Source organism: Xanthomonas sp. NCPPB 3174 (assembly GCF_056725205.1).
The window spans coordinates 2,941,530-2,955,155 of the sequence record NZ_CM161517.1; the positions used below are offsets into that span (position 1 = coordinate 2,941,530).

Annotated in this window: 11 protein-coding genes; 2 read left to right on the forward strand and 9 right to left on the reverse strand. The window is 70.1% G+C overall.

Annotation, left to right across the window (positions count from 1 at the left end; translation table 11 throughout):
• The first annotated feature begins 147 nt into the window (after positions 1–147).
• Complete coding sequence (locus tag AC1PK7_RS13085) at positions 148–2,334, forward strand: TonB-dependent siderophore receptor (protein WP_481098416.1); 2,187 nt, start codon at positions 148–150, stop codon at positions 2,332–2,334.
• Between the two features lie 243 nt (positions 2,335–2,577).
• Here the strand turns inward: AC1PK7_RS13085 and lpxK are convergent, their stop codons facing one another.
• From lpxK to AC1PK7_RS13110, 5 genes are read right to left on the reverse strand one after another with little or no spacing between them, the layout of a single operon-like run.
• Entirely contained in the window at positions 2,578–3,612 is a 1,035-nt protein-coding gene (gene lpxK, locus AC1PK7_RS13090; protein ID WP_104609562.1) for a tetraacyldisaccharide 4'-kinase, read from the reverse strand.
• Entirely contained in the window at positions 3,609–5,381 is a 1,773-nt protein-coding gene (msbA, locus tag AC1PK7_RS13095) for a lipid A export permease/ATP-binding protein MsbA (protein ID WP_371182580.1), read from the reverse strand. The genes lpxK and msbA overlap by 4 nt, the downstream gene beginning before the upstream one ends.
• Positions 5,378–5,815 carry an ExbD/TolR family protein gene (locus AC1PK7_RS13100; protein WP_010342642.1) on the reverse strand — a complete coding sequence of 146 codons (438 nt, stop codon included), beginning with the start codon at positions 5,813–5,815 and terminating at the stop codon, positions 5,378–5,380. Before AC1PK7_RS13100 ends, msbA begins: the two co-directional genes overlap by 4 nt.
• Before the next feature lie 4 nt (positions 5,816–5,819).
• Complete coding sequence (locus tag AC1PK7_RS13105) at positions 5,820–6,482, reverse strand: MotA/TolQ/ExbB proton channel family protein (protein WP_481098417.1); 663 nt, start codon at positions 6,480–6,482, stop codon at positions 5,820–5,822.
• The gene (locus tag AC1PK7_RS13110; RefSeq protein WP_481098418.1) at positions 6,376–8,928 is read right to left on the reverse strand and encodes a DNA internalization-related competence protein ComEC/Rec2; all 2,553 of its coding nucleotides are present in this window, start codon (positions 8,926–8,928) and stop codon (positions 6,376–6,378) included. Before AC1PK7_RS13110 ends, AC1PK7_RS13105 begins: the two co-directional genes overlap by 107 nt.
• A 257-nt stretch (positions 8,929–9,185) precedes the next feature.
• On the opposite strand from AC1PK7_RS13110, the gene AC1PK7_RS13115 reads away from it, so the two are divergent.
• Entirely contained in the window at positions 9,186–10,250 is a 1,065-nt protein-coding gene (locus tag AC1PK7_RS13115) for an SDR family oxidoreductase (protein WP_481098419.1), read from the forward strand.
• Positions 10,251–10,896: 646 nt separating this feature from the next.
• Here AC1PK7_RS13115 and lolD read toward each other — a convergent pair.
• Genes lolD through AC1PK7_RS13135 form a run of 4 tightly spaced genes read right to left on the reverse strand, consistent with a single transcriptional unit; the run spans position 10,897 to position 13,561 of the window.
• A complete protein-coding gene (gene lolD / locus AC1PK7_RS13120) occupies positions 10,897–11,604 on the reverse strand; it encodes a lipoprotein-releasing ABC transporter ATP-binding protein LolD (protein ID WP_481098420.1) in 708 nt (235 codons plus the stop codon).
• 37 nt (positions 11,605–11,641) lie between these two features.
• On the reverse strand, positions 11,642–12,886 hold the full coding sequence (locus AC1PK7_RS13125) for a lipoprotein-releasing ABC transporter permease subunit (protein ID WP_010342649.1): 1,245 nt from the start codon (positions 12,884–12,886) through the stop codon (positions 11,642–11,644).
• 23 nt (positions 12,887–12,909) lie between these two features.
• Positions 12,910–13,362 (reverse strand): hypothetical protein, encoded by a 453-nt coding sequence (locus AC1PK7_RS13130; RefSeq protein ID WP_481098421.1) that lies wholly within the window; start codon positions 13,360–13,362, stop codon positions 12,910–12,912.
• A complete protein-coding gene (locus AC1PK7_RS13135; protein ID WP_481098422.1) occupies positions 13,313–13,561 on the reverse strand; it encodes an FAD assembly factor SdhE in 249 nt (82 codons plus the stop codon). Before AC1PK7_RS13135 ends, AC1PK7_RS13130 begins: the two co-directional genes overlap by 50 nt.
• Positions 13,562–13,626: the final 65 nt, after the last annotated feature.

A 13,626-nucleotide genomic window follows, 5' to 3' on the forward strand; every position in this document is an offset into this window, starting at 1 on the left:
CGGCCATGAATTGATCTTTCTCCGTCAATTGTTGAGAATAGTTCGCATTCGCCATTCGACGACCGGACTGTCACAGCACGTGTGCCGCTGCGACAGCCTCTGGCGCGACGACCGCGTTGCCTTCCGCCCATTCTATAGACCCCACCGATGAACCTCCCCGCACATCCGCTCCGATCCGCTGCGCCGCCCTCCTCCGCCACCACGCGCCGTGCGCTGTGCCTGGCCATCGCCGCATTGCTGCTGCCGGCTGCGGCCGGCGCCGCCGAGGCCGACGTCAGCGCGACCGGCGACCGGCAACCCACCGAGTTGGAGAAGCTGGATGTGGTCGCGCAGCGCAAGGACGGCTATGCCCCGCCGCCCAGCGCCACCGGCACTGGCCTGGTGCTGAGTCCGCTTGAGACGCCGCAATCGGTGAGCAGCATCGGCCGCGAGCAGATGGACGACTTCGGCCTGCGCAACGCCAACGACGTGCTGGCGCTGGCCACCGGCGTCAACGTGGAGAAGATCGAGACCGACCGCACCTACTACACCGCGCGCGGCTTCGACATCATCAATTTCCAGGTCGACGGGCTGGGCCTGCCGTTCACCAACGGCGGCGCCGAGGGCGACCTGGACACGGCGATGTACGAGCGCGTGGAGGTGCTGCGCGGCGCCAACGGCCTGCTGTCCTCGACCGGCAACCCGTCGGCGACGATCAACTTCGTGCGCAAGCGCCCGACCCAGGACCTGCAGGGAAGCGTCGGCGTCACCGCCGGCAGCTGGGACATGCGGCGGGTGGACGCGGACCTGTCGGGCAAGCTCAACCACAGCGGCAGCGTGCGCGGGCGCATCGTCGCCGCCGGCCAGGACGGCGACAGCTACCTGGACCGCTACTCGCTGAAGAAGCGCAGCGTCTACGGCATCGTCGAGGCCGACCTGAGCGACAGCACCCTGCTCAGCGTGGGCGCCAGCGACCAGAAGAACGAACCCCACGGCGGCATGTGGGGCGCCCTGCCCCTGTACTACAGCGACGGCAGCGCCACCCACTATGCGCGCTCGACCAGCACCTCGGCCGACTGGTCGTACTGGAACAGCACCGACAAGCGCGCGTTCGTGGAACTGCAGCAGGCGCTGGGCGGCGGCTGGCAGCTCAAGGCCGCGCTGAACTACCGCAAGCTGGAGTCGGACGGCAACCTGTTCTACGCCTACGGCACGCCCGATCGCGCGACCGGGCTGGGGCTGTACTCCTACCCCTCGCGCTACCTCAGCCACGAAACCCAGAAGTACGCCGACCTCTACGCCAGCGGTCCGTTCGTGCTGGGCGGACGCGAGCACGAACTGGTCGCCGGCGTGAAGTGGGCCGGCATCGACGTCTCGCAGGTCTCCACCTACCCCGATTCCAGCGACACCAGCGCCTGGTTCGCCCTGCCCAGCCTGGAGAACTGGAGCGGCGACATCGCCCTGCCGGCGTTCACCACCGCGCCGACCGGCGCCGCGTTCGACATGATCCGCCGCAGCGCCTACGCCACCGCGCGCTGGAATCTGAGCGATGCGCTGAAGCTGATCACCGGCGTCAACCACACCCGGATCGAGAGCCGCGGCCAGAACTACGGCGTGCAGCACGTCTACGACGCCAGCAAGACCACCCCGTTCGTCGGCGCGGTGTACACCTTCGATCCGAACTACGCGCTGTACGCCAGCTATGCGGAGATCTTCAATCCGCAGACCGAACTGGACCGCAACCTGCGGGTGCTGGACCCGATCACCGGCAGCAACGCCGAACTGGGCATCAAGGGCCAGTGGCTGCAGCAGCGGGTCAATGCCTCGTTCGCCATTTTCCGCGCCAAGCAGGACAACACCGCCGAAGCCGATGCCTACGTCGGCACGCTGCAGACCTACAAGCCGGTGGACGCCACCTCCACCGGCTACGAGTTCGACATCGCCGGCCGGCTCGGCGAACACTGGCAACTCAATGCCGGCTACACCCAGCTGAGCCTCAAGGACGACGCCGGCAACAACGTGCGCACCTACGTGCCGCGCCGCACCTTCAAGCTCGCCAGCACCTATACCGTGCCGCAGTGGGAAGCGCTGAAGCTGGGCGCGACGCTGACCTGGCAAAGCGACATCTCCCGCGACCAGCAGGCCGTGGACACCAGCGGCAATGAGATTTTCACCCGACAGGACAGCTACGCGCTGCTCGGGCTGATGGCGCACTACGACTTCACCCCGCAGTTCAGCGCCACGCTCAACGTCTACAACGTCACCGACCGCAAGTACATCAACAGCCTGTACTGGGCGCAGGGCTACTATGGCGCGCCACGCAACACCGCGCTGTCGCTGACATACAGGTTCTAGCGCGGTCCGCCGACGCAACGCGGCGCTCAAGGCGTAGGCGGCGACGAGCGGCGCAGCAGGCGAAGGCGCTGCGCTGCCTGCGTACCGCCAAGCACCTCTCGGAAGCGTCTTGAGCGTCCTGTAGGAGCGGCTTCAGCCGCGATGGGACTTACCGGTAACGCCCATCGCGGCTGAAGCCGCTCCTACGGGGAGACGCTGGATCCGGCGCGATTGCGGCGGAAACAGCCGATGCGCGGCGCGCCGCTAGTCGCCGGACTCGCCGGCGCGGCCGCGCAGCTTGTCCAGCCGATCCAGCAGGCCGATCCAGAACGCCGCCGGCAGCTCGGCGACAAGCGGCACGCTGAAGCACCAATCGTTGACGAAGGCGGCGCACTTGACCGCGTCCTTCTCGGTCATCAGCACCGGCAGTTCGCTGCCGAAGGCCAGGTCCGCGGCGCGGTACTGGTGGTGGTCGGGAAAGGCATGCGGGACCACGCCGATGCCCTGCGCGCGCAGCATGTCGAAGAAGCGCTGCGGATGGGCGATGCCGGCCACGGCATGCACGCGCTGGCCGGCGAAGCTGCGCAGCGGCCGCGCACGGCCACCGCGCAACGGCTGCGCGCTGTCGATGCGCAGGCGCATCGCCCATTCGCCGAAGCCGGCTTCGAGCGCGCCGCTGTCGCTGGCTTGGCCGAGGTTGATGACCCGGAAATCGCATTCGTTGCCGCGCGCCACCGGCTCGCGCAGCGGCCCGGCCGGCAGCAGACGGCCGTTGCCATAGCGGCGCTGGCCGTCCACCACCTCGATCTCGATGTCGCGCTGCAGGCGGTAGTGCTGCAGGCCGTCGTCGCAGACCACGATGTCGCAGCCGGCCTGCAGCAGCGCGCGCGCCGCGGCGACGCGGTCGCGGTCCACCCGCACCGGCACCCCGGTCTTGCGCGCGATCAGCACCGGCTCGTCGCCGCCCTGCTCGGCCGACGTGCCCGGCTCGATCCAGCGCGGCTCCTGCGGCTGGCTGCGGCCGTAGCCGCGGCTGGCCACGCCCGGGCTCCAGCCGGCGTCGCGCAGGCGCTGCACCAGGGCGATGGTCAGCGGCGTCTTGCCGGTACCGCCGGCGGTGAGGTTGCCGACCACCACCACCGGTGCGGCGATGCTGTGGCGCTTGCGCCAGCCGCGCCGGTACAGCGCACGGCGCAGCGCGATCGCTGCCGCGTACAGAGGGGTCAGCACGCGCGCGTGCAACGGCGGCGAACCCGTGCCGTACCAATAGGCGGGGGTGTGTGGCCCGCGCTCGCTCATCCGAACTGCCTTTCGCGGAACTGCATGCTGTGCAGGTGCGCATACACCCCGCCCAGCGCCAGCAACTCGTGGTGGGTGCCGCGCTCGACGATGCGGCCGTGGTCCATCACCAGCACCTGGTCGGCGTGTTCGATGGTCGACAGGCGGTGGGCGATGACCAGCGTGGTGCGGTCGGGCATCAGCCGGTGCAAGGCGTCCTGCACCAGCCGCTCGGATTCGTTGTCCAGCGCCGCGGTGGCCTCGTCGAGGATCAGGATCGGCGCGTCCTTGAGCATCGCGCGGGCGATCGCCAGGCGCTGGCGCTGGCCGCCGGACAGGCGCCCGCCCTTGGCCCCGACCTGCGCCTGCACGCCCTCGGGCAGGTGCTCGACGAACTCCATCGCGTTGGCGTCGGCGATCGCCTGCTGCAGTTGCGCCGGGCCCGCGTCGCGCATCTCACCGTAGGCGACGTTCTCGGCGATGCTGCCGTCGAACAGCATCACCTGCTGGCCGACCAGGGCGATCTGCCGGCGCAGATCCTCCAGGCGGTACTCCTGCAGCGGATGGCCGTCGAGCAGGATCTGCCCGGACTGCGGGTCGTAGAAGCGCGGGATCAGCTTGACCAGGCTGGACTTGCCGCTGCCGGAGCGGCCGACGATGGCGGTGACGGTGCCGGGTTCGGCGACGAAGCTGACCTCGGCTAACGCCGGCCGCGCCTGCCCCGGATAGGCGGCGGTGACCTCGCGGAACTCGATCCGGCCCTGCGCGCGCTCGATGTGGCGGGTGCCGCTGTCCTGTTCCTCCGGCGCATCCAGCACCACGAACAGCCGCTGCGCCGAGGCGACGCCCCGCTGCAGCATGTTCTGCACGTTGGTGAGGTTCTTCAGCGCCGGGATGATCGCCATCATCGCGGTCATCAGCGAGACGAACTCGCCGGCGGTCAGGCGCCCGGCCAGCGCCTCGTGACCGGCGATCAGCAGCAGCGCGGCCAGGCCGATCGCGCCCAGCAACTGCACCGCGGCCGAGGAGATGCCGCGGGTGGATTCGACCTTCATCGCCAGATGCAGATTGGTGTCGGCCAGGTGCTGGTAGCGCTCCATCTCGCTGGCGCGCGCGCCGTAGACCTTGACCTCCTGGTTGCCGGACAGGGCCTGCTCGGCGGACTGCATCAGTTCCGCGTTGCTCTCCTGGATGCGATGGCTGACCCGCCGGTAGCGCTTGGCCACGCGGTCCATCACCCAGGCCAGCGGCGGCGCCACCAGCAGGATGGTGACGGTCACGGTCCAGCTGTACCACAGCATCACCGCCAGCGCGCCGACGATCTGCAGGGTCTGCTGCACCATCACCTTCATCGCGTCGACCGCGGCCTGCGCCACCTGCTCGCTGTCCGACCCCAGCCGCACCAGCATCGAGGCCACCGGCTCGGCGTCGAAGCGGCTGCCCGGCAGGCGCAGGTACTTGTCCAGCACGTTGACCCGGAAATCGCGGGAGATGCTCCGCGCCGCACGCCCCATCGACATGTCGGTGACGTAGCCGGCGATGCCGCGCAGCACGAACAGGCCGACGATCTGCAACGGCAGCCACATCGCCACCTCGCGGTTGCGGGCGATGAAGGTCTCGTCGGTGATCGGCTTCATCAGCGCCAGGAAGCCGGAGCCGGCCAGCGCTTCCAGCAGCGCGCCGACGGCGGCGATCAGCAGCAGGCCGCGGTAGCCGCCGGCATAGGACAACAGGCGGCGATAGGTCCGCCAGGGGGAATCCTGGACGGGCACGTCGGTGGGTACATTCACTTGGAGCTTCCGTCCCTGTTGACTTCGGGGGCAGTGGCGATGGCGATGCGGCGGAATCCGAGCTGGCCCAGCGCGTCCTGCGCGGTGACCACCGCCTGGTACGGCGTGCGCGCGTCGGCGCGCAGCAGCACCGGCTGTTCGCGGTCGTCGCCAGCGACCTGGGCGATGCTGCGCTTGACCGACTCCACGTCGGTGCGCAGCACTTCCTGGTCGTTGATGAAGTAATGCCCGTCGGCGTTGATCAGCACGCTCAGCGCGCGCGCCGGCGGAGGCGCGTTGCGGTCGCTGGCGTTGGGCAACTGCAATTGCAGCGTCGAACGGGCATCGAAGGTGGTGGTCACGACGAAGAAGATGATCAGCACCAGGATGACGTCAATCAACGGCACCAGGTCGATATGCGGCTCGTCCTGGCCACGGTCGTCGCGGATCCGCACCGGCTCAGCCCTTGGCCGCCGCGGCGTTCGGCGCGGCGCCACGTGCCGCCGGCGCCGCGGCACGGCCGTGGCCGTCCAGCGTGTCGGTCAGCGCGGTGGCTTCCTGCTCCATCTCGATCACATAGCCGGCGATGCGCCCCTTGAAGTGGCGATGGAAGATCAGCGCCGGCACCGCGATGATCATGCCGGTGGCGGTGCACACCAGCGCCTTGCCGATGCCGCCGGCGAGCTGATTCACATCGCCCAGGCCATGGTCGAGGATGCCGAGGAACATCTGGATCATGCCGACCACGGTGCCGAGCAGGCCCAGTAGCGGCCCGGCCGAGGCGATCGTGCCCAACGCGTTCAGGTAGCGCTCCATGCGGTGCACGACGTGCCGGCCGGTGTCCTCGATGCGCTCGCGCACGATCTCGCGCGGGCGGTTGCGCACGTCCAGGCCGGCGGCGAGCAGCGCGCCCAGCGGCGAATTGCGCCGCAGCGACTCGATGTGGGTGGGATCGAGCTTGCCGCGCGTGGCCCAGTTGCGCACTTCCTGGCCCAGTCCCGGCGGCAACACCTCGCTACGGCGCAGGCTCCAGAACCGCTCCAGGACGATCGCCAGCGCGACCACGCCCAACAGCAGCAACGGCACCATCGGCCAGCCACCGGCCTTGACCAGTTCCCACACGTCGCAACCCTCCGGCACGCTCGGCCGTTCGTTCACTGGCCGATAGGATAGCAGCCGCCCGCGCCCGCTCCGCCGCGTCCCACAGCCGCGCCCGCCAGGGCCGCCGCTCGCGCAGTTGCAGGCCGGCGCGCCCCAGCCACACGCGCAGCGCGCCACCCTGCGGCGTGCCGGCCACCTCGGCGCCGGCGGCCTGCCAGCGCGCCACCACGCCCGGATGCGGATGGCCGAAGCGGTTGCCGTAGGCCGCCGAGACCAGCACCAAGCGTGCGCCGGTGGCGGCGACGAAGGCCGGCTGCGAGGAATGCGCGCTGCCATGATGCGGCGCCACCACCAGGTCGGCGCGCAGCGCCTGCGGCGCCTCGCGCAGCAGCTTGCGCTCGACCACGTCGCCGATGTCGCCGGCCAGCAACAGCGCACCGTGCGCGGTCTCCACGCGCAGGACGCAACTGGACTCGTTGCGCAGATAGGGAAAGTGCCGCGCCGGATGCAGGAACCGGAAACGCACTCCATCCCACTCCCAGGCCTCGCCGGCCACGCAGGGCCGATCCACCGGCAACGGCGCGCCAGCCGGGGCCTGGACCAGGCCGATCGGCAGCGCCGCGCGCACCGCGGCCAGGCCGCCGGCGTGGTCGTTGTCGCCATGACTGATCACCGCGCGATCCAGCCGCGCCACGCCAAGCGCATGCAGCGCCGGCACCACCACCCGCTCGCCGGCGTCGTAGCCATCCTCCACCGCCGGCCCGGTGTCGTACAGCAGTTGATGGTGGGCGGTGCGGACCAGCAACGACAGGCCCTGCCCCACGTCGAACAGCACCAGATCGACCTCGCCCGGCCGCGGCCGCTCCAGCGGCGGGTGCAGCAACGGCAACCACAGCAGCGCCGCCAGCGGCTTGCCCGGCACCGCGCGCGGCAACAGCAGCCAGAACGCGCCCAGCAGGGCCAGCGGCAGCGCCCAGTCGCGCGCCTCCGGCAGCCAGCGCAGCGCGAAACGGCTCTCGCCCAGGGCGACGAACAACGGCCAAGTCAGGTCGAAGCAGGCCGCGGCCAGGCGCCACAGCCAGGCGCCGGCACCGGCATGCAGTGCCTCCAGCGCGGTGCCGAGCAGGGCCAGTGGCACCACCACCAGGCTCCACCAGGGGATCGCCAGCAGATTGGCCAGCGGCCCGACCAGCGAGGCCTGCCCGAACAGCATCGTGCTCACCGGCAGCAGGCCGACCGTGGCCACGCCCTGCGCGGTCAGGAAACTGCGCAGCGTCTCGCGCCAGCCGCGCCCGGCGTCGGGCATGCACCAGGCCAGCCAGGCGACGCCGAGGAAGCTCAGCCAGAAGCCGGCCGAGAGCACCGCCAGGGGGTCGCAGAGCAGCATGGCGATCGCCGCCAGCGCCAGCGCGTCGACCACCCGCACCGGCCGCCGCCACAGCCGGGCCGCGACCACCACGGCGATCATCAGCGCGGTGCGCACGGTCGGCAGGGCCATGCCCGACACCAGGGTGTAGCCGCCGGCGCCGAGCAGCGCCAGCGCCGCCGCGGCCTGGCGGCGCGGCCAGTAGCGGCCCAGTTGCGGCCACAGCCGCCACAGGCCGCCGCCGAGCAACGCGAAGGCGCCGGCGACCAGGCCGACATGGAAGCCGGAAATGGCGATGAGATGGGTCAGGCCGGCGGCACGCAGGATGCGCCAGTCGCGATCGTCCAGCCGCCGCGTGTCGCCCAGCGCCAGTGCCTGCACGTAGCGCGCCGAGGCCTGCGGCACGGCCGCGGCGATGCGTGCGGACATGCCGGCACGCCAGGCGTCGATGCCCTGCCCCGGCGTCAGTTGAGCTGCCGCACGCGGCGCCACCACGTAGCCGCTGGCGCTGATCCGCTGCGCCAGCGCATAGGCCTCGGCATCGAAGCCGCCGGGATTGCTCAAGCCGCGCGGTGCACGCAGGCGCACCTGCAACTGCCAACGCGCGCCGGCGCGCAGGGCGCTGCGCGGTCCAGCCTGGTGCGTGCCGAAGTCGTCGTACCACGCCAGTTGCAGCAGGCGCCCGCGCACCGGCGCCGGCTGCGCCGCGTCGCTGTCCACGCGGAACAGGAAGCGGGTGCGGCGGGTTTCCGCCTGCGGCAGTTCCACCACCTGGCCGCGGACGTCGACCACGCGCTTTTCCCAGTCGGCCGGCAACTGCCTCGCCAGCACCATGCCGGCGACCAACACCAGCCAGCCGGCACCGATCGCGAACGCCCCCAGCCAGCGCCAGCGCGGCGCCGCCACGTACAGCGACGCCCCGGCGAGCAGGATCGCCACGGCCAGCGGCCAGGGCAGCAGGCGCGGCAGCCACAGCGCGGCCAGCACACCGGCGGCGAGGCTGGCCGCGACCGCAGCGCCGAACGGCGCCGGTGCCGGCCAGCGCGACCCGCCAACGCCAGCGACGTCTCGACGCGGCACGGCCTCTGCTGCCAGTTGCATGTGCTTGCCCTCCTTGGCATCGGCGGATCGGACGCAACGACACGACTCCGCGCGGGCATCCACATCGTGCAATGCCATCGTGATCGCCGTGCCAGCGTCGCATCGCGATTCGACGCGGGCCATCGGGCTACGCCGGGACACCGCGTCAGAATTTGCCTAAGCCGAGCGCGCGTCGCGTCACAGTCCTGGCGCAGTTCGCCGCAGCTTCATCGCCAGGCGCCTATGGTGCTGTGCCTAACGTCGTAAGGAGTGCGCGCATGCGCAAGGGCATCGCACTGATCGTCGGAGTCACTGGCATCTCCGGCTACAACCTCGCCAACGTGCTGGTCGCCGACGGCTGGACCGTCTACGGGCTGGCGCGCCGCCCGGTGCCGCAGGAAGGCGTGATCCCGGTGGCGGCCGATCTGCTCGACCGCGACGCCACCGTGGCCGCGCTGCGTGGGTTGCCGATCACCCACGTGTTCTTCTGCACCTGGACGCGGCGCGACACCGAGAAGGAGAACGTCGCCGCCAACGGTGCGATGTTGCGGCACCTGTGCGAAGGCCTGGACGGCGCAGCGCTGCAGCACATGGCGCTGGTCACCGGCACCAAGCATTACCTCGGCTCGTTCGAGCACTACGGCAGCGGCAAGGCGGAGACGCCGTTCCGCGAGAGCGAACCGCGGCAGCCGGGCGAGAATTTCTACTACACGCTGGAAGACCTGCTGTTCGACGCCGCCGCGCGCCACGGCTTCGGCTGGAGCGTGCACCGCTCGCACACCATGATCGGCCAGGCCAACGGCAGCAATGCGATGAACATGGGCGTGACCCTGGCGGTGTATGCGACGCTGTGCAAGCACACCGGGCAGCCCTTCGTGTTTCCCGGCTCGCGCGCGCAGTGGGACAGCCTCACCGACCTCACCGACGCCGGCCTGCTAGGCCGCCAGTTGGCCTGGGCGGCGACCAATCCGGCCGCACGCAACCAGGCCTTCAACACGGTCAACGGCGACGTGTTCCGCTGGCGCTGGATGTGGGGCGAGATCGCCGCGTTCTTCGGCCTGCAGCCGGCGCCGTATCCAGAGGCGCCGATGCCGCTGCAAGCGCGTCTGCAGGACACCGCGCCGGCCCTGTGGCGCGAGATCGGCGAGCAGCATGGGCTGGTGCAAGCGGACGTCAACCAACTCGCCTCGTGGTGGCACACCGATGCCGACCTCGGCCGCGAGTTCGAGTGCGTCAACGACATGACCAAGAGCCGCGATCTCGGCTTCCTCGGCTACTACGACAGCCGCGCCTCGTTCCTGGAGCTGTTCACGCGACTGCGCGTGCAGCGGGTGATTCCCTGAGGCACGCGGCTGGGTGAGGAGTCACCGATGCAGTGGGAAAGCGGCAATCCGGAAGGTTGCCGCCTCTGGGGAACGCGGTGCGCTCCAGGACGGTCGCCGTTGTCGGGACATGCACTGCACTGCCGCGGCGACGCGTTTGCTGCGCATGCTCAACGAAGTTTTTCGGCGCCGACAGCAACCAACGCCGGCGACGTGTCCGGCTTGTTCGTCGCGGCTGAAGCCGCTCCTACATGGGGTGCATGTGTAGGAGCGGCTTTCAGCCGCGACGGGCTCTACCGGTGATGCTCCGTCGCGGCTGAATCCGCTCCTACGGGGCGCTTGCGCTAGAAGTGCTTTCGCCTGTCCGAGGATCTTCGGCGTCGGCAGATGCAAGGAAGCCGCTGCAACTTGCTACCTCATTCGTGGAGCCTCACATCCCTCCACCGCACGGCGAAGCGGCGATGTGCACTGTGGAAGGGACTTCAGTTCCGACGCGCATTGCATCGGGTCGCAGGACACCGCTCTAGTCGTGACCGCAAGCGCTGCACAGCAAGCCAGGCTGTCACGCCTGGCCCCGCACGCAACAGACTTCAGCGGCTCGCGACCTCGGGCCGCGACTATTCCCGACACCCTGCAAGGAGGCGACACATGCCGCCGCCACGCTGGTTCAAACGTCCGCAGGCGCCAATTCGCGCAGCTTGCCCTGGTGCAATTCCAGCACCCGGTCCAGCTTGCGTGCCAGGCTGCGGTCGTGGGTGACCAGAACCAGGCTGGTGCGCTGCGCGCGGTTGAGTTCGAGCATCAGCGCGAACACGTTGGCCGCGGTCTTGTCGTCGAGGTTGCCGGTCGGCTCGTCGCCGAGCACGCAGGCCGGGCGATTGACCAGCGCACGCGCCACCGCGGCGCGCTGGCGCTCGCCGCCGGACAGCTCGCCCGGCTTGTGTTCCAGACGATGGCCCAGGCCCACCGATTCCAGCAGCGCCCGCGCGCGCGCATCGGCATCGGGCATCGGCGCGCCGCCCAGCAGCACCGGCATCATCACGTTCTCCAGCGCGGTGAACTCGGGTAGCAGGTGATGGAACTGGTAGACGAACCCCAGCGAGCGATTGCGCAACTGCCCGCGCGCCGCGTCGGTCAGCGCCGACATGCGCTGCCCGGCCACGTAGACCTCGCCGGAGGTCGGCACGTCGAGGCCGCCGAGCAGGTGCAGCAGGGTGCTCTTGCCGGCACCGGATGCGCCGACGATGGCCACGGTCTCGCCGGCGGCCACGCTCAGCTCCAGCGCGTCGAACACCGGCGTGCGCATCTTGCCTTCGGCGTAGGTCTTGGCCAGGCCTTCGGCGCGGATCGCCGCGTCCGCTTGTGGCTTCTGCATTCCCGACTCCCGATTCCCCATTCCCGATTCCCGGCCCTCATTCATAGCGCAGCGCCTCCGCCGGCTGCGTGCGCGCCGCGCGCCAGGCCGGGTACAGCGTGGCCAGGAAGCTCATCAACAGCGCCACGATGGTGATCACCATGACGTCGTGCGGCTGCATGTCGGTGGGCAGGCCGGTGATGTAGTAGACGTCCTCAGGCAGCAGCTTGATGTTGAACACCGCCTCGATGCCGGCCAGGATCCGCTCCAGGTTGAGCGTCAGCACGATGCCGCCGATCACGCCGGCGACGGTGCCGATCACGCCGATCAGCGTGCCCTGCACCATGAACACCTGCATCACCCCGCCCGGGCTCAGTCCCAGCGTGCGCAGGATGGCGATGTCGGCCTGCTTGTCGGTCACCAGCATCACCTGCGAGGACACCAGGTTGAACGCACCCATCGCGATGATCAGCGACAGCAGGATGCCCATCACCGTCTTTTCCATTTTCAGCGACTGGTAGAGGTTGGCGTTCTCGCGGGTCCAGTCGCTGACCATGTACGGGCCGTGCAGGTTCAGCGCCAGGTCGCGCGCCACGTTCCAGGCCTGGTCCATGTCGTACAGCTTCAGGCGCACGCCGGTGACGCCGTCGCCCATGCGCAGCACGCGCTGCAGGTCCGGCATGCTGGTCACCGCCAGGCCGCGGTCGATCTCGTTGTAACCGGCCTCGAAGATGCCGCTGACGGTGAAGCGCTTGTAGCGCGGCACCATGCCCATCGGGCTGGCCTGCGGCTCGCCGAGCATCACCACGACCTTGTCGCCGACGCCCACGCCCAGCCACAGCGCCAGCTCCTGGCCGAGCAGGATGTTGTAGGACCCCGGGGTCAGGCTGTCGACCGAGCCCTGCTTCATCTTTTGCGCCAACACCGAGACCTTCGCCTCTTCCTTGGGCAGGATGCCGCGGACGATCGCCGGCTGGTTGCGCTGGCCGGTGAGCAGCGCCTCTTCCTCGACGTAGGGCGCGGCGCCGGCGACGCGCTTGTCGCGCATGGCCACGTCCACCGCATGCTGCCAGTCCTCCATCGGCGCGCCCTGCGCGCTGACCGTGGCGTGCGCCGCCATCTGCAGCAGGCGGTCGCGGATCTCCTTCTGGAAGCCGCTCATCACCGCCAGGGTGGTGATCAGCACGGTCACGCCCAGGGCGATGCCGAGGATCGAGGCCATGGAGATGAAGGAGATGAAATTGTTGCGGCGCTTGGCGCGCAGATAGCGCAGGCCGATGGCCACGGGTAAGGGTTTGAACATGCGCAGCCACCATCCAGGGAGCGCTATGGTGCCATTTGCGGCGGCGCAGACGAAGCGGCAAGGGCCGAAGCGGCCAGACGCAGTTCACGTCGTGCCGCCGCCGGCAGCGTGTCCGGCCACCACGCCAGGCGCTGCGTGCGCCCCTGCGCGTCGCGCCAGCACACGAACGCCAGCGGCCCGCGCCAGGCAACCTGCAGGTCGTTCACCGTCGCGCCGTCGACGCTGGGCGCACCGGCACCGGCAGGAAGCACCAACGTGCGCGGCGCCCGCCCGGACTCGCGGCGCAGCAGCCACGCCGCGTACAGCAGCGCCAGCACGGCCGCCGGCCAAGCCAGACGTGGCGGCAGGTCCGAGCCGAGCAGCGACAGCGGCGCCAGCGCGCCGAGCAGGGTCAGCGCGGCCAGCAGCCAGCGCGAGGGGCGCCAGTCAAGCCGGCATGGCGCGGATGGAAGCGATGAGATCGGCGGCGCGTGCATCGGGACAGGCCTCGTAGCCCATGAACCAGCGCCACAACTTATCGTCCTCGCAATCGAGCAGGTATAGGAAAACCCCGCGCTCGGCCTCGGAAGCTTGCCCCCAGCGCCGGTCCAGGTAGCGGCCGAACAACTGGTCCAGTTCGCGCATGCCGCGCCGGCAGCGCCAGCGCAGCTTCTTCAGTTCGGTGCTCTCGTCCATCGCATGCGCCCTTGCCTGGGGGCGGCGCCGCACGGCAGCCGCCGAAAACGAACGCGGCACCGAAC